This is a genomic window from Bacteroidales bacterium, from assembly GCA_013141385.1.
Classification (GTDB): Bacteria; Bacteroidota; Bacteroidia; order Bacteroidales; family Tenuifilaceae; genus UBA8529.
This window is the reverse complement of the sequence record JABFRB010000002.1, coordinates 491,524-513,156: the sequence shown is the minus strand read 5'-3', so window position 1 is coordinate 513,156 and position 21,633 is coordinate 491,524. Positions and strand designations below refer to the sequence as shown.

Annotated in this window: 16 protein-coding genes; 11 read left to right on the top strand and 5 right to left on the bottom strand. The window is 35.8% G+C overall.

Going from position 1 to position 21,633, the window contains the following annotated elements:
* Positions 1 to 4: 4 nt before the first annotated feature.
* The 3 genes from HOO91_03275 to HOO91_03265 all read right to left on the bottom strand — a co-directional run bounded on the left by HOO91_03275 (position 5) and on the right by HOO91_03265 (position 3,249).
* Complete coding sequence (locus HOO91_03275) at positions 5 to 781, bottom strand: UDP-2,3-diacylglucosamine diphosphatase (GenBank protein NOU16564.1); 777 nt, start codon at positions 779 to 781, stop codon at positions 5 to 7.
* Positions 782 to 786: 5 nt separating this feature from the next.
* Positions 787 to 1,956, bottom strand: a complete 1,170-nt coding sequence (locus HOO91_03270; protein NOU16563.1) for a redoxin domain-containing protein — start codon at positions 1,954 to 1,956, stop codon at positions 787 to 789.
* Positions 1,957 to 2,064: 108 nt separating this feature from the next.
* A complete protein-coding gene (locus tag HOO91_03265) occupies positions 2,065 to 3,249 on the bottom strand; it encodes an AhpC/TSA family protein (protein ID NOU16562.1) in 1,185 nt (394 codons plus the stop codon).
* A 361-nt stretch (positions 3,250 to 3,610) separates the two neighbouring features.
* Here HOO91_03265 and HOO91_03260 point away from each other — a divergent pair, with 361 nt between their 5' ends.
* The 8 genes from HOO91_03260 (at position 3,611) to HOO91_03225 (ending at position 19,062) form a co-directional block, all read left to right on the top strand.
* The gene (locus tag HOO91_03260; GenBank protein NOU16561.1) at positions 3,611 to 5,554 is read left to right on the top strand and encodes an amylo-alpha-1,6-glucosidase; all 1,944 of its coding nucleotides are present in this window, start codon (positions 3,611 to 3,613) and stop codon (positions 5,552 to 5,554) included.
* A gap of 9 nt (positions 5,555 to 5,563) precedes the next feature.
* Entirely contained in the window at positions 5,564 to 6,844 is a 1,281-nt protein-coding gene (locus HOO91_03255) for a glycosyltransferase family 4 protein (protein ID NOU16560.1), read from the top strand.
* Positions 6,845 to 6,872: 28 nt separating this feature from the next.
* Entirely contained in the window at positions 6,873 to 8,345 is a 1,473-nt protein-coding gene (locus HOO91_03250; GenBank protein NOU16559.1) for a polysaccharide deacetylase family protein, read from the top strand.
* 28 nt (positions 8,346 to 8,373) lie between these two features.
* On the top strand, positions 8,374 to 12,621 hold the full coding sequence (gene glgP / locus HOO91_03245; GenBank protein ID NOU16558.1) for an alpha-glucan family phosphorylase: 4,248 nt from the start codon (positions 8,374 to 8,376) through the stop codon (positions 12,619 to 12,621).
* Between the two features lie 317 nt (positions 12,622 to 12,938).
* Positions 12,939 to 13,928: a riboflavin biosynthesis protein RibF gene (gene ribF / locus HOO91_03240; GenBank protein ID NOU16557.1), complete on the top strand. Its 990-nt coding sequence runs from the start codon at positions 12,939 to 12,941 to the stop codon at positions 13,926 to 13,928.
* A 35-nt stretch (positions 13,929 to 13,963) separates the two neighbouring features.
* Positions 13,964 to 15,382 carry an adenosylhomocysteinase gene (locus HOO91_03235; protein ID NOU16556.1) on the top strand — a complete coding sequence of 473 codons (1,419 nt, stop codon included), beginning with the start codon at positions 13,964 to 13,966 and terminating at the stop codon, positions 15,380 to 15,382.
* A gap of 184 nt (positions 15,383 to 15,566) precedes the next feature.
* Positions 15,567 to 16,916 (top strand): YihY/virulence factor BrkB family protein, encoded by a 1,350-nt coding sequence (locus HOO91_03230; GenBank protein NOU16555.1) that lies wholly within the window; start codon positions 15,567 to 15,569, stop codon positions 16,914 to 16,916.
* Positions 16,917 to 17,097: 181 nt separating this feature from the next.
* On the top strand, positions 17,098 to 19,062 hold the full coding sequence (locus tag HOO91_03225) for an LTA synthase family protein (protein NOU16554.1): 1,965 nt from the start codon (positions 17,098 to 17,100) through the stop codon (positions 19,060 to 19,062).
* 13 nt (positions 19,063 to 19,075) lie between these two features.
* Here the strand turns inward: HOO91_03225 and HOO91_03220 are convergent, their stop codons facing one another.
* Complete coding sequence (locus HOO91_03220; protein ID NOU16553.1) at positions 19,076 to 19,510, bottom strand: hypothetical protein; 435 nt, start codon at positions 19,508 to 19,510, stop codon at positions 19,076 to 19,078.
* 25 nt (positions 19,511 to 19,535) lie between these two features.
* Between HOO91_03220 and HOO91_03215 the strand changes: the two genes are divergently transcribed.
* From HOO91_03215 to HOO91_03205, 3 genes are all read left to right on the top strand, one after another.
* A complete protein-coding gene (locus tag HOO91_03215) occupies positions 19,536 to 19,943 on the top strand; it encodes a hypothetical protein (GenBank protein ID NOU16552.1) in 408 nt (135 codons plus the stop codon).
* Between the two features lie 127 nt (positions 19,944 to 20,070).
* On the top strand, positions 20,071 to 20,544 hold the full coding sequence (greA, locus tag HOO91_03210; protein NOU16551.1) for a transcription elongation factor GreA: 474 nt from the start codon (positions 20,071 to 20,073) through the stop codon (positions 20,542 to 20,544).
* Positions 20,545 to 20,563: 19 nt separating this feature from the next.
* Positions 20,564 to 20,959 carry an HIT family protein gene (locus HOO91_03205; GenBank protein NOU16550.1) on the top strand — a complete coding sequence of 132 codons (396 nt, stop codon included), beginning with the start codon at positions 20,564 to 20,566 and terminating at the stop codon, positions 20,957 to 20,959.
* A gap of 94 nt (positions 20,960 to 21,053) precedes the next feature.
* On the opposite strand, the gene ruvC is transcribed toward HOO91_03205, so the two are convergent.
* The gene (ruvC, locus tag HOO91_03200; GenBank protein ID NOU16549.1) at positions 21,054 to 21,629 is read right to left on the bottom strand and encodes a crossover junction endodeoxyribonuclease RuvC; all 576 of its coding nucleotides are present in this window, start codon (positions 21,627 to 21,629) and stop codon (positions 21,054 to 21,056) included.
* Positions 21,630 to 21,633 lie beyond the last annotated feature (4 nt).

Genomic DNA, 21,633 nt, shown 5'->3' with positions numbered 1-21,633 from the left:
CCAACTATCTGGCTACACTTAAAACAACATCTTCACCCGTATTGTTGAATTTCATGAGTTTAAATTGCTCACCATCCCAAACTGAATAGGTATTACTAACCAACCAATCACCCAGAATTATTAGATTTGATGAACTATTTAAGGGGAAAATTATGGGTGAATGCCAATGACCAAAAATAAAATAATCGAAATGTTCTTTTTCCAGAACTGAGCGGGTGAATTTTGTTATTAATTCATCTTCTCCCTTGAAGGTATGTGTAATTTCTTTTGAATATCTACTGCTAACCGACCATTGGTTGCCAAACCATAACGAAAAATTCGGATGCAACCTAGCGAACAGCCATTGGAGAGCGGGATTTGTAAAAATTGATTTTAATAGTTTGTAACCTCTGTCTCCTGCGCCAAGTCCATCTCCATGGGCAAGAAAAAATCGTTTATTGAGTATTTCCTTAATAAGCGGTTTATGATGTACCTCAACCCCGAGTTCCTTCTGAAAGTAGTCGAACATCCAAACATCATGGTTTCCACTGAAAAAATAGACAGGGATACCAGAATCAGTGAATTCAGCGATTTTTCCAATAAAACGATTGTAACCCCTTGGTACTACGCGACTATATTCAAACCAAAAATCAAAAATATCTCCAAGCAAGTAAAGTTCAGCAGTATCAGGTTTAATACGATCTAGCCATTGTATGAATAATTTTTCACGAGGAAGACTTTCCTCGTGGGTAGGTAAACCAAGATGCAAATCTGAAGCAAAATATATTTTCTTGCCCTGCATAGTATTTATAGTACTTTGCGAAGTTCTTTTATTAAATTATCCCCAAAAAGATTTTTCCCTATAATAGTATGATTTCTATCAATAAGGTAATTAGCAGGTATTTGTGTAATATTATAGGTTAAGGCATACGATGAACCTTTGGGATTTAACTCACATACATTCGCCCAAGGCAAACTTGCTGATTCAATTGCATTTAGCCATTCGCTGCGATTAGTATCAAGAGAAACTTGATAAATTTCAAAACCCTTGTTTTTAAATTGAGCATATATATTAAGTAATTCCCTGTTATCTAAAAGACTTGTTTGATCCCACGATCCCCAAAAGCCAAGAAGAATTACTTTCCCTTTAAGCGTCGAAAGTTTAACTATATCTCCTTGAGGGTTAGGTAATGCTATATCCGGAATGGTTGTAACCGCTTGGTTTATTATGCTATTAATACTACTACCTCGAATAATTCCCTCTATTTTATGGATTTCTGCAATCATTCCTTTTGTATAATCCGAATTAGGGTAAAGTGCTTTTAATGTTGAAGCAACGGTCTTGAATAGCACAAGATCTTCAGCACGATCAAGAACATATGTATTATCATCGTACTTTTGGTATACAGCCATTACACTTGCCCGTGACATTGCATTTGCCCAAATGAATCGGGAGTTATAAGCACGTTGAGAGTCAATTGCCGCATTGTATTCCTGTTCAATCATTGACTTTACCACTGGTTCTTGAGCCAAATTATACTTTAATCTTAGTGAGTAGAGTTTGCTTTTGGTTTCGCTCAACTTATTTGTAAGTTGCTTCGTCTTTAAGGATCCTTTTGAACCCAAAACAGAATAATCATTGAGTTTATCAGCATTAATAATAAGATCCATCTTTTCTCCTGGATCTGAAAGTAGTGTAATTGCGCCTTTGTCCTTAACTCGAAGCACAAAGAATGTTGGTTCCATTATGGATTTAGCCCTAAAACTAAAACTATTTTCGCCCTTTGAAATATCAACTGAATCTATATAGGTTGATTTGGAGAAGTCTAATTTATCTAAAAAAACTTTAGAATCTTTTGAACTTGTAATTTTAACATGTATCAATACTGAATTCTTATCATTGCACGAGTTCAAAAGAACTAATACTAACAGCATCCAAATTGCATGATATTTTGATCTTAAAAAATTTATCATCATCTAAAAAATTTTAATTCAACAAAAACATATTACCCGTTAATTCTTACTCTTCAATACTAAACAAAATTAATCATTCAAATCGAAATAAAAATCTTTTTTCAACTTCCACTAAGGCAAAAGCTCTGTAAGTTTCGATTTTAACTTCTCCCCGTTAAGATTAACACCTTTTATCACTCCCCTCCTATCTGTTATATAGTTCGATGGTAGGCTGGATATTTTAAGTGTATCTAACAATCTTGAGTTATAAAAATCATCAACATATGAATGATACCAAGGTAAACTATCCCTTACAGCCCTTAATATTAAAGTATCCGGATTTGTTCCAAGCGAAACTTGAATAACAACAAGTCCTTTTGGAGCATACTCCTTGTAAATCTGACGTAAAATTTCATTATTACTTGCACACACGCTACACCAATCACCCCAAAAATCTACTAAAATATATCTAAACCAAATATTACTGATAAATAAATAATCTCCATTTATAAGTGGATAACCAACATCTGGCAAAGTTTCACCATCCTTAAACATAAGTGCCCTTTTATGCCTTAATTCGTAAAGTGAATCAAGTTTTTGAATCTTTGAATGGTATGCCTTAACAATACTGTTTGATGAATATACTGACATGAGAGATGAATCAACCATCCTAAAGAGTTTCCTGTCCTTAGCATAGTCAAGCACTGGATGAGAATTGTCGTAAGTTTGGAAAAGAGCCAAAATTGATACTGGTGAGAATGGATTATTCTTTATAAAATCGTGTGTGTAATCGCAATGTCTATCAATACTCAAGTTATACAAACTATCCAATAAATGTTTTACAGAATCAATTTTGGGATTGTTTGTGTTGGAATTATAAATGCTTTTCAAGGAATCAATCTTCAATTTTGTAGAATTAAGCCTTAGGTTAAGTTCCCATATCTGTACAGATCCATTCGAACCAAGAACACTGTAATCGGATAAATCGGCCTCACTCGCTTTAATTTTGACCTCATCGCCTGGTTGAACTAAAAGCATAATTGGTTGCAATAGTCTGTCCTTTCCTATTGTAACAAAATAAGGGTTTTCAACTTTAAGTTTAATTTTGAAATGACCTTTTGAGTTTGTTTTAATTGAATCGATTAGAGATAGGCTATCACCTTCAAATCTATTTACATAAATATAGGTTTTGGGATTACCAGTAAGAAATCCATCCACGCTAACCCTATCAATTCGATCAATGCAGCTTTGAAAAATAAATTGAGAGATTAGGATGAGAAAAAATAAGATTTTATCTTTTTTTGAACTCCATTTCATATGAGATCATATATAATGTTTAACACACATCAATCTTATTTACAATTACATAGTATAGCATTCTTAAAAACGCAAAAATATTAACAACGTTTAACGCAAAGTTAACCAAAATTTAAAAGGAATTTCGATAATCATAATCATAAAAAAGCCTAACTTGTTTTGTTAAAAAATCCCTTTTACGAGGTCGAAGTGGGCATCTTATTTTGTCGTTTTTTATAAGATTCATGGGAGGCATTTTAATAATTTGTGATTCAAATAATTAATTTTTCTCCTTTATTCTTCTGATTACTGTTAATTGGGAACTGAACTTCTTCATAACATATAGGTTATTATATAATATTTACTCTAAAGATTAAAAGATATGAAGTATTTATTATTCGATAAAAACGAATTAGTAAATCTTGAATATTCACTAAATCGTGAAATTCTTAGTACAAATCGTGCTGGGGGATTTTTTAGTACAACCATTGTGCTATGTAATACTCGAAAGTATCATGGTTTAATGGTTCTCCCATTAGAACAATTCGACAGAGAACCACATGTTCTCCTCTCATGTGTTGATGATACGATAATTCAAAGAGGACAATCCTTTAATTTAGGTATTCATCGTTACCCAGGAATATACGAACCAAGAGGGCATAAATACATAATCGATTTCGATTATGAACCAACCCCCACGCTTACTTATAGGGTTGGTGGCGTAATACTTAAAAAGGAACTTCTTTTTGTTCACAACGAAGAACAGTTTATTATTCGTTACACACTTGTTGATGCTCATAGTCCCACTAAAATAAGGATTAAACCTTTCCTTGCTTTTAGAAATGCCCATAGTCTAAGCAAGGCAAACATGGGGGCTGATACAAAATACAAGGAGATTCCAAACGGAATCCGATGCCGATTATATGCAGGATTTCCGTACCTTCATATGCAGATAAACAAAAAAAGCGATTATGTCCCTTCCCCTGATTGGTATTATAATATTGAATACCTAGAAGAGTTAAAGAGAGGATATGAAGGTCATGAAGATCTCTTTGTTCCCGGCTATTTTGAAGTGACCATAAAGAAGGGCGAGAGCATTATCTTCTCTGCGTCTACATCAGAAGTAGTTCCTAGTTCGCTCACTAAAAAATTCAACACCGAACTATCAAAAAGACCACCCAAAAATAGCTTCGAGAACTGTTTGAAGAATGCAGCAGAGCAGTTTACCGTTCAACAAGAAAAAAGTACTCATATTATTGCTGGTTATCCTTGGTTTGGACGTTGGGGACGCGATACTTTCATATCACTTCCTGGATTAACTCTTGGTATAGATGATCCAAAATCGTGTAAAGCAGTACTCGATTCTATGTCATCAGAAATGAAGAATGGACTATTTCCCAATGTTGGAAGAGCAAAAGCGGCAGCTTTTAATTCAGTTGATGCACCATTATGGTTTTTTTGGTCGCTGCAGAAGTATTCAGAATACACTGGTAAAACAAGCGAAATTTGGAAGGACTATGGGAAGAAAATGAAGGCCATCCTTTTAGGCTATAAAAATGGACTTCCCTTTAATATTAAGATGCATGATAATGGGCTAATTTGGCTTGGAGATAAAGGTTTTGCCCTAACATGGATGGATGCAATTGTAGATGGGAAACCGGTAACTCCACGCACAGGCTATGCAGTTGATATTAATGCTCTTTGGTATAATGCAATTATGTTTACTATTGAACTTGCAATCGCCAATAAGGATAACAAATTTGTTAAGGAATGGTTGCCTATTGCTGAACTATCGAAAAAATCATTCTGCGAAGTGTTTTGGAATGAACAAAAGAACTATTTGGCAGATTATGTAGATGAGGGAGGTCAAAACCTATTTGTTAGACCAAATCAAGTCTTTGCTGCATCACTCCCATATAGCCCAATCACCGAAGAAATGAAACGGGCTGTTATAAAAGTTATTGAACGTGAGCTTTTAACGCCGAAAGGTTTACGTACTCTAGCACCCAAAAATCCCGCTTACAAAGGTAGGTATGAAGGAAATCATGTAAATAGGGATTTGGCATACCATCAAGGAACTGCATGGCCATGGCTACTCGGTCATTTCATGGAAGCATATTTCAAAATAGATGAAAAATCGGCATTACCATTAGCCAAGAAACTTGTAGAATCCATGAAAGAGGAAATTTCCCATTACGGAATATGCTCCATAGCAGAGGTTTACGATGGTGATCCTCCACAACGTCCTAACGGTGCGATATCGCAAGCATGGAGCGTTGCTGAGATTATTAGAATTATAAGAATGATAGAAAAGTATAGCAAATAAAATTATTGCATGAAAGTTTTGATGTTTGGGTGGGAGTTTCCACCACATATTACGGGTGGATTAGGTACGGCCTGCTTCGGACTAACACGAGGTTTGGCAAAGAAGAATGTTGAAGTGATTTTTGTTGTACCAAAAGCATTCGGAGATGAGGATAAATCATCCATCCGTTTAGTTGCTGCTGAAGATATTGATGTTAGCCATACAAATATTGAGATGGAGGAGTTTTGGAAAAAGGTTCAATACCTCGAAATAAGCTCTAACATTGTTCCTTATATTGATCCAGAGGAATTCCAAAAACTTTTGGAGCAATCTGAACGTGAAAAAACGCTAACTAAAGAATCTACAACAACCAGAAAATTCAGGTTCTCAGGAAAATATAGTATTAACCTCATGGAAGAGGTAACACGATATGCGCTAATAGCCTCTAATCTTGCTCTATTAAAAAATTTTGATGTCATTCACGCTCACGACTGGCTAACTTACCCTGCTGGAATTGTAGCAAAAATGGTCTCGGGTAAGCCGCTCATAGTGCATGTTCATGCCACTGAATTCGACAGAAGTGGAGAAAATGTGAACCAAAACGTTTATGAGATTGAACGACGTGGAATGGAGGTAGCTGACAAAGTTATCACTGTTAGTAACCTCACTCGAAACATCGTAATTACTAGGTATGGGATCCCAGAAGAAAAAGTTGTTACCATTCATAATGCTGTAGATTTCATTGCTGATTATAACATCGTTAATAGTAACAAAGTGCTGCCAGAAAAAATTGTTACTTTTTTAGGTAGGGTAACATTCCAAAAAGGACCCGACTATTTTGTTGAAGCTGCAAATAAAGTTCTCAAGAAAAATGATAATGTACGTTTCGTTATGGCTGGTAGCGGCGATATGCTTAATCGCATGATTCGACGTGTGGCTGAACTTGGAATATCTCACAAATTCCATTTTACTGGATTTCTCAAGGGTCCAGATGTAAACAGGATGTTTCAAATGAGTGATGTTTACGTAATGCCATCAGTATCTGAGCCATTTGGGATTAGTCCTCTTGAAGCAATGAGATCGAACGTACCTGTTATAATTTCAAAACAATCAGGGGTTTCTGAAATCCTCAAGTATGCTTTAAAAATCGATTTCTGGGATATCGATGCCATGGCCGATAGTATTTATGGCCTTCTCAACTATAAAGCCTTATCCGATTTCTTTATTAAGTACGGTCAAGAAGAGGTAAATAACCTAAAATGGGAAAATGCCGCCGAAGGGGTTAAAGAAGTCTACGATTCTATTTTATAAAATTTGTAATTCAATAATTTAAAACATAATGAAGACAATCTGTTTCTACTTTCAGGTTCATCAACCATTTAGACTCCGCAGATATCGCTTCTTCGATATTGGGGAAGATCATAACTATTTCGACGATTTTTCAAATCGTTCAATTATGAAAAAGGTTGCAGAAAAATGCTATCTGCCTACAAACAATCTAATGCTCGATCTAATTAATGAATTTGGATCGCGATTTAAAATTTCTTACTCTATTTCAGGTACAGCATTAGATCAGTTCGAAATGTATGCACCAGAAATTCTAAAAAGTTTCCAAAGATTGGCAGAAACAGGTTGTGTTGAGTTTCTGGCAGAGACATACTCACACTCGCTATCTTCACTTAAAAATCGCAACGAGTTTGAAAAACAGGTTTCAGCTCAAAGTAAAAGGATTGAGGAGCTGTTCGGACAAAAACCAAAATCATTCCGAAACACTGAGCTTATCTACTCCGATGAGATTGGTTCCATTGTAGCAGATATGGGTTACAAAGCTATGCTCACCGAAGGGGCAAAACATATACTTGGCTGGAAAAGTTCAAACTATTTATATACAAATGCAATTAACCCTAAATTAAAACTTCTACTTAAAAACTTTAGATTAAGTGATGATATTGCTTTCCGATTCTCAAACCAAGGTTGGAGTGAATGGCCATTAACCGCCGAGAAATATGTTTCGTGGCTAAAAAACATTGAGCCTCGTGAAGAGATTGTAAACCTTTTCATGGATTATGAAACCTTTGGGGAACACCAATGGGCAGAAACAGGTATTTTCGATTTTATGCGCTCTCTGCCACGTATGGTGTTTAGTCAGAGTAACTTTGAGTTTTTAACTCCAACGGAGGCAGCCGAAAAGCATCAACCCGTTTCAGCACTTCATGTTCCCCATCCCATCTCATGGGCTGATGAAGAGAGAGATTTAACAGCATGGCTTGGAAACGATCTTCAGGATGAAGCATTCAACAACCTATATTCCCTTGCTAAAAAAATAAATCTAATAAACGATGAAAATATTCATCGTGATTGGAAATACCTCCAAACCAGCGATCATTTCTATTACATGTGCACCAAGTGGTTTAGCGATGGTGATGTTCATAAGTATTTCAACCCTTACGATACACCCTACGAAGCGTTCATCAATTTTATGAATATACTAAGTGATTTTACTCTCAGGATTGACAATAAAATTAAGGAGCTAGCCCCAATTTCGAATGTTAAACCTGAAGAGATCGATAGTATGCTTAAAATTCTTTTAGATAGGGTAGAAGAATTAAAAAAATTGCAACAAAAAAATCTCAATAAAGATAAGGTAGTGAACAAACAGGTTGAAAAAAAGGTTAGTTCAGGGAAGAGTAAAAATGTAACTGTTTCTAAAACCAAGAAAATTAAAGAGATTGCAAAAGCAAAATCTGTTAGTACTAAAAAAGAAACTGTTAGCAATAAAAAAACGAAAACTACAAGTCCAAAGAAAAAGTAATAATTTGGTATAAAAACATAATCCAAAAATGAAGGAAAAACCATTAAAACCAGACTATCTATTCGAAACCAGCTGGGAGGTTTGTAATAAAGTTGGAGGTATCCATACGGTCATAGCTACAAAAGCATTATCGTTAGTAAACGAATTAAAAAACAACTATATACTCATTGGTCCTGATGTTTGGCGGGATACCGAGCATAACCCGGAATTCATTGAGGACTGTCAACTGTTCTCTTCTTGGAAAAATAAAGCTTTTGAGGAAGGTCTAAATGTACGAATAGGGCATTGGAATATTCCATGTAAACCTATTGCAATCATAGTCGACTTTACAAAGTTAATTCCCCAAAAAGACGAAATTTTTAAAGTTTTTTGGGAGGAATTTAAACTCGACTCTATTACTGGACAATGGGATTATATTGAACCTGCACTATTCGGTTATGCAGCAGGCAAGGTCATCGAAAGTTTCACCCTATTCCATTTAAGCTCTAGACATCGAATAGTAGCACAATTCCATGAATGGATGACTGGTACGGGTCTCCTCTACCTCAAGAGCAAGATGCCTCAAGTAGGCACAATTTTCACAACTCATGCAACTGTTCTTGGTCGTTGTATCGCTGGAAATAATATCCCTCTTTACAGCAAACTTGAAAAATACAACCCCGAAAGTAAAGCACTAGAATTTAATGTTGCCTCAAAACAATCGTTAGAAAAAATATCTGCCGCTCAGGCTGATTGCTATACTACTGTGAGTGATATTACTGCAAAAGAGTGTATTCAATTCCATGGTAAACCTGTTGACCTTGTTACTCCAAACGGATTCGATGATACAATTGTTCCAGTTAGTGAAGAGTTTAAGTTAAGAAGAATAGAGGCTAAAATCAAATTTTATGAGGTAGCAGAGGCTTTACTTGCACATGATGTTTCAAAAGATGCTTTTCTTGTTGGAATCAGTGGCAGATATGAATTTAAGAATAAAGGTATAGATGTTTTTATTGATGCGCTTGGAAAACTAAATAAGATAGAAGGTTTGGGGAAAGAGGTATTAGCATTTATTCTTATCCCCGCAAATCATCATGGCCCCAGAAAAGATGTATTTCGAAATCTTCAAGATAAAGATTCTGATAATACTCTCGTATTAAGCAACTCATATTTAACGCATTATCTTATCGATCCCGAGTTCGATCCAACTCTCAAAAAGATCAAAGAGGTAGGTTTAAATAACTCCGTTAATGATAGGGTGAAAATTTTCTTTGTACCCTGTTACCTCAATGGTGATGATGGTATTTTCGACAAGCACTATTACGATTTACTCATCGGATTAGATATCACAGTGTTTCCTTCATACTATGAACCATGGGGTTATACACCTCTCGAAAGTCTTGCATTTCATGTTCCAACAATAACTACAACTCTTGCAGGTTTTGGAAACTGGGTAAATAGCCATTTTGAAGAATCACATCCTGGAATAACGGTAATACCTAGAACCGATGATAATGATCAAGAGGTTGTTAGGCAAATTGCTGAAATGCTAAAACAGTTTGTAGTATTTGATAATCAAGCAAGAAGTTTTGCCAAAAAGAATGCCTATGAGGTATCAAAAACAGCCCTTTGGAATAACCTAATCAACTACTATTACAAAGCTTATAATATTGCACTTAAAAGGGTTGAAGATCGGACGCAACAATTCATGGATCGAGACAGGAAAGAGAAGCTCCCAACCATTGAGAGAAAATATAGGTTGAATAAGCCTAATTGGGTTCGATTGCTTGTACAGAAAAATATCCCCGAAAAACTTAGTGCTCTAGATGAACTTTCCCGTAACCTATGGTGGTCATGGAATCCCGAATCTGTTGACCTTTTTGAATCAATAGATCCTGAACTATGGGTTAAGTGTGAGCAAAATCCAATTCTCTTCCTCGAAAAAATATCATTTACACGTTATCAGGAGCTTGAAAATGATTCGAATTTCGTAGAGAAACTTCACTCGCTCTACCTTAAGTTCACCAGCTACATGATGAACAAGTACAAGCGAAAAGAACCTAAAATTGCATATTTCAGCATGGAGTTCGGCTTGCACACATCGCTTAAAATATACTCAGGGGGCTTAGGTGTACTTGCCGGTGATTATCTAAAAGAGGCATCAGATCGTAATACAGATATTGTTGGTATTGGGCTACTTTATCGTTACGGTTATTTCACACAGCAACTCTCCTCTACTGGTCAACAAATTGTTACCTATGATCAACAGAATTTTACCCAAACCTTAGCCACCCCTGTACGTGATGAGAATGGGAAATGGAAGACTATCAGCATTGCCATGCCGGGTCGTAATCTTTACGCTAGAATTTGGAAAGTAGAAGTTGGAAGAACTGATTTGTATCTTATGGATACCGATTTTGAAGAAAATATCGTTCAAGATCGTACAATAACACATCACCTATACGGAGGTGATATCGAAAATAGATTCAAGCAGGAAATGCTTCTAGGAATTGGAGGAATTCGCACCTTAAAAGCACTTGGAATTGAGCCGAATATATTCCACATAAACGAGGGCCATGCTGCCTTTATAGGTCTCGAACAATTGCGTAACTATATTCATGACGAAAAACTTTCATTCTCCGATGCCCTTGAGGTTGTTCGCTCAACAAGTTTATTCACAACACATACCCCAGTTCCTGCAGGACATGACTCATTCACTGAAGATTTACTCCGTGCGTATATGTCTCACTATCCTGATAGGCTTAAAATATCATGGGAGCAGTTTTTGGATCTAGGACGAATGAATCTTGGCAACATAACAGAGAAGTTCTCCATGAGTCATTTAGCAGCAAATCTCTCTCAGGAAGTCAATGGTGTAAGCTGGTTGCATGGAGAGGTTAGTAAAAAAATGCTTGCTGGCTTATGGCCAGGATACTATTACGATGAACTTCATGTTAGCTACGTTACAAATGGTGTTCACTACCCAACATGGACTGCTAAAGAATGGCGTAATCTTTTTGAATCTGGTTCCACTGAAAAAGATAGCGATTATCCAAAGCCAGCATGGGAGCAGATATTTAATATTTCTGACTCAAAAATATGGAGCATTCGAAATAATCAACGAAAAAAACTAATCGACTATATAAGAACTCGATTAAACAATCCTGATATTATTAGATTTGAAAGCCCTCGGCATGTTGTTGATATTCAGGAAGGTCTTAATAATAGAGCATTAACAATTGGTTTTGCACGCCGATTTGCCACTTACAAGCGAGCTCATTTACTATTTAAAGATCTTAAACGGTTAAATGGCATTATCAACAATCAAGAGATGCCCGTACAATTACTATTCGCAGGTAAAGCCCACCCAAACGATAAAATGGGGCAAGACCTAATTAAACGAATAGTCGAAATATCAAAGATGCCAGAATTTGTGGGTAAAATACTTTTCCTTCAAAATTATGATATGGAACTTGCACGCAAAATGGTGCAAGGAGTTGATATTTGGTTAAATACACCTACCCGACCACTTGAGGCTTCGGGAACAAGTGGCGAAAAAGCGGCAATGAATGGGGTACTTCATTTCAGCGTACTAGATGGCTGGTGGGTTGAAGGTTATCGACAAGGAGCTGGTTGGGCAATCCCTCAAGAAAATTTATATCAAGAGCAGGATTATCAGGACGAGCTGGATGCCGAACTAATTTATTCTCTCCTCGAAAATGAAATAGTTCCAATGTATTACAATAGGGACTCTGATGATATCCCCGAAAAATGGGTGTCATACATTAAAAAATCCATTTCCCAGATTGCATCTAACTTCACCACAACAAGGATGATGAGGGATTACGAGAATCGATTCTATAATAAACTTTACGATCGGTCAAGAAGGATTAAAGCAAATGATTTTGATCTTGCCAAGAAAATCTCTAACTGGAAAAAAAGAATGACGAGAAGCTGGGACACCCTTGAAGTAATCCAAGTTAAGCAGTTCAATACTGCTTCTGAGGCTATTATCTTAGGGAAAGAATATACATCAGAATTAGTTCTCGATTTAGGAGAACTTGGCATTGAGGATATTGGTGTAGAGCTTGTTGTAGCAGATCTTATTGAAAGCAACGAAGTTCAAATAAAAAGGGTACACGAATTCATTATGGAATCTATCGAGGGTGCAAGGGCTACTTTTAAGTTAAGCATTGTACCTGTTGATCCAGGAGCTTTTGATTGCGGAATTCGGATATACGCTAAACACGCTGAATTACCCCATAGAATGGATTTTTGCTTGGTCAGGTGGGTGTAAACTATGAATAATTCGATGTCTTTGATTTAGGGGCTTTACCGTTAATTTTTTCGATTCTCACGAATTTAAAAGGTTTGTCAAATTGGTTAACCATTTAAATAATCTCAAGTCGAAGACATCGAAATATACTTTCATAGTTTTCTAATTGTTACAAATCACTGTATGCATTATTTATCAAATTCTTTATTCTTCTCCTATATAAATTTCCAAAGCTTAACACCAATCAAGCCCCAACTATCATCTATTCTGAGTCAATTATCAACAATTAAGCACTTTGTGCAATTTTTTCTTTTATTAAAGAATCAAAATTTGCATCTTTGTTTACTTTCTTAATACAAAAGATGATAATTGTTCAGAAACCAGATCAGCTTGAGGGCAAAAACATTGTGCTTACCATGGGCTTTTTTGACGGTGTTCATCGAGGTCATAAAGCACTTACAAATTTGGTTCTTCAACGCTCTAAAGAATTAAATCTTAACTCAGCTGTACTTACTTTTTGGCCGCATCCTCGTTTGGTTCTAAACAAGGATCCTCATAAGTTAAGATTTTTGACCACGCTTAACGAAAAATCAAAAATCTTCTCAAAACTTGGCTTTGATTTCTTTATTATTCAAGAATTCACTCCATCGATAGCTAGTATGTCCGCCGATGATTTTATACAATTTCTTGTTGAATCTTACAATGTTAAACATATTATAATCGGGAAAGATCATCGATTTGGTAAAAAAGCTGAAGGAAATATTGCTACAATAAAGAATTTTTCAACTAAACTTCACTACACCTTTGAGAAAGTTGAAATAATTGAAGAATACGATACAAATATTAGCTCAACTAAAATAAGGGAAGCTCTAAGTAATGGGGAACTCAAAAAAGCAAACGAAATGCTTGGTTATCCATATCTTCTCACTGGTACAATTGAAACAGGCTCCCAAGTAGGTCGTAAAATTGGATTTCCAACAGCTAACATTAGACCAATTGATCCCCTTAAACTAATACCTGCCGAAGGAGTTTATGCCGTTCTATTAAATCTAAATGGTAGGTTCGAAAAGGGAATGATGAATATCGGGACTCGACCAACAATCGATAATAATCGAAATATTACCATTGAAGTACATATTCTCAACTTCAATGAAGATATTTACAATCAAAAAATTGATGTCGCTATTATTGAACGTATCAGAAATGAAAAGAAATTTTCAAATATTGAACAACTCAAAATTCAACTCGAATTTGATAGAAAAAATGTATCAAATATTCTTGACTCCTATAATCAAAATTATTATAAAAATTATTTTATAACTTTGTAACTTATAAAAGAGTTATAACTAATCAGATTAAATAAATGGAACAAGTACTTGTAGAATCGCTACCCTACAAAGTGAATGATATTTCACTTGCAGAATGGGGACGTAAAGAAATTAGCATTGCCGAAAAAGAAATGCCAGGATTAATGGCAATTCGTGCTAGATATTCAACTTCTAAACCATTAAAAGGTTCAAGAATTACTGGCTCTTTACACATGACTATTCAAACAGCCGTGTTAATTGAAACACTTAAAGCATTGGGTGCTGATGTTAGATGGGCTAGTTGTAATATATTTTCGACCCAAGATCATGCTGCCGCAGCAATTGCAAAAGCAGGAATCCCAGTTTTTGCATGGAAAGGTGAAACCCTTGAAGAATACTGGTGGTGTACTGCTCAGGCACTATCATTTCCGAATGGTAAGGGGCCAACCCTTATTGTAGATGATGGTGGTGACGCTACCCTTTTCGTTCATCTTGGCTATAAGGCAGAAAAAGATGCAAGCGTTCTTAACAAAAAGGCTGAAAATCATGAAGAGCAAGTCATTCTTAATCTTTTAAAGAAAGTATTATCAGAGGATAACCAGAAATGGCATACTCTAGTTAAAGATTTAAAAGGTGTTTCAGAAGAAACTACCACAGGTGTTCACCGTCTATATCAGATGAAGGAGAAGGGCGAACTTCTTATTCCTGCTATCAATGTAAATGATTCAGTCACAAAAAGTAAATTTGACAATCTTTATGGATGTCGCGAATCACTTGCCGATGGTATCAAACGTGCAACTGATGTTATGATTGCAGGCAAAGTAGTTGTTGTTTGCGGATACGGCGATGTTGGTAAAGGTTGTGCTCATAGCATGCGTTCATACGGTGCAAGGGTAATAATAACCGAAATTGATCCAATCTGTGCATTACAAGCTGCAATGGAAGGATTCGAGGTAAAACCTATTGAAGAAACTCTTACTGAAGGCAATATCTATGTAACCACAACTGGTAACTGTGATATCATTACCCTTGAACATATGCTTGCAATGAAGGATCAAACCATTGTATGTAACATTGGTCACTTTGATAATGAGATTCACATCGATAGGTTAAATGTTGCACCAAATGTTAAAAAGGTCAACGTTAAACCACAGGTTGATCAATATTTCTTCCCAGATGGTCGTTCTATTTTTGTTTTAGCCGAAGGTCGTTTAGTTAACCTTGGTTGTGCAACAGGTCATCCAAGTTTTGTAATGAGCAATAGTTTTACCAATCAAACTCTTGCACAAATAGAACTTTGGACAAAGAACCTTGCAATTGATGTTTACCGTCTACCAAAGCATCTTGATGAAGAGGTTGCTCGTTTACATCTTGAGCAAATTGGTGTTAAACTAACCAAGTTAACAAAGAAACAAGCCGATTATATTGGGGTTAGCCCCGATGGTCCATACAAGCCTGAACATTACAGATACTAATAGAAAAAGCTGCTTCGGCAGCTTTTTTAGCATTAATAAGTAGATACCCGCTTTTGCGGGTATTCATTTATTAAACACATATGGATTCACCATTTCACAGAAATGAGAGAATGAGTTTGTTTTTTGTATGACAATTTAATCACATTTTTACTTACATTAGTATTCTGTTTAAAACCTCAACGCCATGGCAAAGAAAGAAGGTTTATTCAAAAGGACTCTTAATTATTTTATGAAGGTTCAGCAATTCTTACTCAGGGATCTCTGGAGTGTACGGTTGGAGGAGTACCCACCAAAAATGAAATTCCTATTCAAATATTTAAGGATTATAGTTCTTTCGCTCCGTGGGTTGATTGAAAATAAGGTAACAGTAAGAGCATCTGCTTTAACCTACTACACGCTAATGTCCATTGTACCAGTCCTTGCAATGGCTTTTGGAATTGCCAAAGGGTTTGGAGCTGACAAATATTTAGAACAAGAACTAAAAGAAGGCCTCAAAGGACAAGGAGAAATAGCAGACAAACTGGTAACCTTCTCAAACTCACTCCTTGAGAATACTGGAGGAGGATTAATTGCTGGAATTGGTGTTATTTTTCTATTCTACTCTGTTTCTAAAATATTTAGTAGCATCGAAACATCTTTTAACGATATATGGAAGATTGACAAACCTCGATCCATAGTTCGTAAGTTCACCGACTACCTATCGATGATGCTTATTGCTCCAATACTTCTAATAGCTTCGAGTAGTATATCTGTTTTCCTCGCCACACAACTTAATACAATTGGAAAACAAATTGAACTAATTGGATATGTTAGCAAGTATTTGATGTTTACCTTAAATTTCATACCACTTTTCTTAATTTGGATACTATTTAGTGTGGTATACATCGTAATGCCAAATACTAAAGTTTCCCCTCAATCAGGAATTATTGCTGGTATAATTGCTGGTTCAGCATTCGTTGTAACCCAATGGATTTATATTGATTTTCAAATAGGAGTATCACAGTATAATGCCATTTATGGTAGCTTCGCTGCGTTACCCCTATTACTAATCTGGTTGCAAGTTAGCTGGATGATTGTACTTTTTGGAGCTGAAATATCGTTTGCAAACCAAAATATTGATATGTATGAATTCGAAAGCGAAACAGAGCATATCTGTCCGAATTCGAAGCGTAATTTATCACTATTAATTCTAAATCACATTGTTAAACGATTCGTTAATGGAGAGAAAGCTCAAACTGTCCTTGAACTCTCTCAAGATCTGAAAATTCCTGTCAGATTAATGAAAGCTATGCTAAATAACCTAATCCAGTGCAGAATTATTGTTGAAACCATAAGCGAATCAAAGAATATTGCATACCAACCAGCACAGCATATCGACAATTTCTCGGTGGCTTCTGTAATTTATGCGCTCGATAATTTAGGTGCTTCTTTTGAACCAGATTCTCCAGAAATGCAAACGATTATAGGTATTTCTAAGGCAATTTCATCGAATGTAGAGGGTATAAAAGAGAATGTTTTGGTGAAAGAGATTTAACAGATATCACACCTATAATAAAAAAATAGTCATATCGCAATTAAACGCCTGATTAATACCACATTAATCCACTTGAACATATTTATTGCCGTGTAAATAATTATACAGGCACTATAATAAAATCGATATTTATTTTCGTTCACTTTTTTAGATAATTTTACCCTTTCAAATTCATATCGCTATGCTACAAACCTGGAAACAGTATTTCCTTGATATAAGGGTTAAAAACAACCTTTATCTTACTTTAATTTGGCGTTTCATACTTGTAATGCTCCTTTTTTCGGTTTGCCGAATTGTATTTTACCTTATCAATTCAAGCTACTTCCCAAATATGACATTTGTAGGCATGATGAAGATAATGAAGGGTGGGCTTGCCTTTGATACAACAGCAATTCTATACACTAACATGCTTTATTTCGTCCTATACCTGCTTCCCTTTACTTTCAGATACAATAACATCTACCAGACATTTTTAAAATATTTGTTTTACATTACCAATGGCATAGCACTTTTGGCGAACTGCTGCGATTTTGTTTATTTTCAATTTACGCTTCGAAGAACAACTGCAACGATATTCAGTGAATTCAAACATGAAACCAATTTTGGCTCGTTAATTCCTAAATTTATTGTCGACTACTGGTATGTTGTTATTATATGGATTGCTATGATTGCTATCCTTGTTCTTGCCTATGGTAAAATCAAAAAAACTATAGTGGTTAAAAGTTGGAAAGGTCATCTAGTGTACTTTATCAATGGAACAATATTATTACTCCTATTGGCAACTCTTATGATTGGCGGTATCCGAGGCGGATTTAGGCATAGCACTCGTCCCATTACATTGAGTAATGCTGGTCAGTATATTAATGAACCCCTAGAAGCAACAATTGTACTAAATACCCCATTTGCAATATATCGAACCCTTCAAAAGAAAGCACTAATAAAAGCAACATATTACAAAAGTGACGAGGAATTAGATAAAATCTACACCCTCGTTCATACCCCATCAACAGAATCGAAGTTTAAAAAACAGAATGTAGTAATTTTCATACTAGAAAGTTTTGGTCGCGAATATCTTAAAAGTTACAATCCCGAACTTGAAAATGGAACATACGAAGGGTACACCCCTTTCCTCGATTCATTAATTCAGCATAGTTTGATGTACAAATACTCATTCTGTAATGGTCGAAAATCGATTGATGCTATGCCGTCCGTGCTAGCAAGTATCCCTATGATGGTTGAACCGTATTTTCTAACAGGATACTCTGGTAATAAAATCAACAGCATTGCATCTGTTCTTCGAAAAGAAGGCTACCGAACAGCATTTTTCCATGGAGCCCCCAATGGCTCAATGGGTTTTCAGGCCTTTGCTAATGTTGCCGGTTTTAAGGAATATTATGGCATGAGTGAATACCCAAATAGCAATGATTTTGATGGAATGTGGGGTGTTTGGGACGAAGAGTTTTTCCAATACTTTGCAAGCAAACTAAACGAATTTAAACAACCATTCTGTGTCGCCATATTTTCGGTATCATCACATCACCCATTTAAGGTTCCAGAGAGGTATGATGGCAAATTTAAAAAGGGTACATTACCAATACATCAATGTATAGGCTACACCGATTACTCTTTAAAAAGATTCTTTGAAACGGCTTCCAAAATGCCTTGGTACGATAGTACTCTTTTTGTTATTACAAATGATCATGCTAATCAAGCCTATTATCCTGAGTTCAAAACAAACCTAGGTGTTTTTACTGGGCCGTTCATCATGTACAAACCCGATGGCAGTTTAAAGGGTAGCTCAAATGATCTTGTTGAGCAAATAGATATTATGCCCTCTATATTGGGTTACCTTAACTACGATAAACCCTACGTTGCATTTGGTCGGAATATCTTTGAGTCAAACAACGAGCCATTTGTAATCACATACACCTCATCAACTTATCAATTGCTTATGGGCGATTATCTTTATCTACATAATGGAACTAATGAGATAGGGCTATTCAGCTTTAAAAGCGACCCTCTATTGGTAGATAATAAAATTGGGCAATTCCCTGATATTGAAACAAAGATGGAGGCTAAACTTAAAGCCATAATCCAGCAATACAATAATAGGATGATTGGTGATAAGCTAACTGTTGAAAAGTAACAGATTGTCCAATTTAATTATAGACATATACTGTATTTCCCGATTTGTTAACGTTATATCTTTTTAACGGATAACCTTTAGATGCTCGACCATAATCGTAAAAATAGTAAATTGTTTTACAGTGAGGACAGGTTGCCTGACCTCCAGCTCCGTTATCATCAAGTTTAACTGCAGTTTTTGTTTCAATATGCTGAGGGCAAGTGGCATCGTAAGCTGAAAATTCATCAGTTGAATTACGATAAATGATAACTCCATTACGATTGTACCCTGCATTCGGATAAATTATTGCATTATTTATTGAACCAAGAAAACTAAACTGTGGTAAATCTAGGTTAATATAAACATCAACATTAACGTTGGGTACAATCTGTTGCTGATCATTAATACATCCGAACATTAGCCCTGATAAAATAAATAGCTGAAAAAGAAGTTTTATTTTTGTCTTCAAGGTTGATTGTTTTAACTATTTAGAAATGCAAATTTACAAAAAGGTTTTATTGTTTTTGCTCATTACATCTTTTATGGTCACAAATGAAGGATGCCATAAAAAAAATTTTCCATTATTTCACCGTAAAAGATTAGAACAGTACTCTCCTTCAAAGCAATTCCATCCTTATGATGTAAAAAAAACTGAGAACACAAAAAAGAGAACCCTTAATAGAATCGAAAAAAAAAGAAATAGAAAATCAGAAAGAAATAAGCGCAAAGCTCTAAAGGCGCAAGAAATTGGAAGACAAGAACATATTAAAAAGCAAAGCCCCGAAATCCAAGAAAGAATGAAAAAATCACTCGAAGAGTCAAAGAAATTGAGGAGGCATAAGACATTCTGGGGGAAAATAATGTTCTGGAGAAAAAATATAAATAAAGAAAAAAAACTATAATGAAAAATACCAAATTTTGAATTTGATGTAAATTAAAAAAAATCGATATATTTGCAATAATTGAAGAGTTCCGAGGAGTCGGAATTCTTTTTTATTTACCCTATTTATAATGAATCAGGAGGTTAAAATGTCAAAAGTTGTTTATTTAACCGAAGAAGGTTTACATAAACTTCAGGCGGAGCTTAATCATCTTAAAAGCGTTGAGAGACCCGCAATTTCGAAAATGATTGCGGAAGCACGCGACAAAGGCGATCTATCTGAAAATGCAGAGTATGATGCCGCTAAAGAAGCCCAAGGTATGCTTGAACTTAAAATATCAAAGTTGGAGGATACGGTTGCCAACTCAAGAATAATTGATGAATCGCGTATTGATATTTCAAAGGTTCAGATTCTCAATAAAATTAAACTTAAAAATCTGAAAACCAAGGCAATGGTGGAGTATGTTCTGGTTGCCGAATCCGAAGCTAATCTAAAAATTGGTAAACTTTCGGTTGGGACTCCAATTGCCAAAGCCCTTATGGGCAAAAAAGTTGGGGATATTGTTGATGTTCAAATACCCTCGGGAACAGTTCAGTTCCAAATCGTTGAAATATCACGTTAAACCATAAATAATATAAACTATGGCTACCATCTTCTCAAGAATCGCTAAGGGCGAAATTCCCTCTTATAAGATTGCCGAGGATGAAAGGTATTTCGCATTTCTCGACATTAACCCCTTGGTAGAAGGTCATACCCTCGTTATCCCTAAGCAAGAAGTAGACTACTTATTTGACGTAGATGATGAAACTCTTGCTGGCCTAACCCTATTCTCTAAAAGGGTTGCAAAAGCAATTGAGAAAACAATCGCTTGCAAGCGTATTGGTTTAGCGGTTCTTGGGTTAGAAGTTCCTCACGCCCATATTCATCTTGTACCCCTAGTTAATGAATCGGATATTAATTTCTTTAAACCAAAACTCAAACTTACCCCTGAAAGGCTAAAGGAGATTGCAGAAAAGATTTCGAAAGAATTTGTTTAATAGGGGTATTGATCTAAGATATAAAATGCTATGCATCAGATTTAATCATCCCCTCTTAACTGGAAGGGATTTTTCATTTAACCTTATACGGTTATCAACTATTCCCCTTCACCCTATCCGGATTATTTTTAACAAATGACTCCCAGCTGGAAGCCTTTCCTTTTCCACCTGATACTGCCGAGCCTTGATAGAAGTGACAAACGGCTGCTCCAAGTGCATCAGTAGCATCGAGTTTTGCGCCAGGAAAGTCCTTCACTTTAAGTATTGAGCATAGCATTGCAGCAACCTGCTCTTTTGAGGCAGCACCTTGCCCTGTAATGGACTGTTTGATTTTTCTTGGCGCATACTCAAATATTGGAACTGAGCGCGAAAGCGCTGCTGCCATTGCAACCCCTTGCGCTCTACCAAGTTTAAGCATACTCTGCACGTTTTTACCAAAGAATGGAGCCTCTATGGCAACCTCATCGGGATGGTACTCATCAACCAGCTGTTGAATTCGTTCGTAAATAGCTTTAAGTTTTAGGTAGTGATCGCTATACTTTTTAAGCTCAATTACCCCAAGAACTATAAGTTCAATTTTATTCTTTCCTTCGCACTTAATAATTGCATAGCCAAGCACATTTGTGCCAGGATCAATACCTAGAATTATTCTTTCGCTAACAATAGTCATTCAC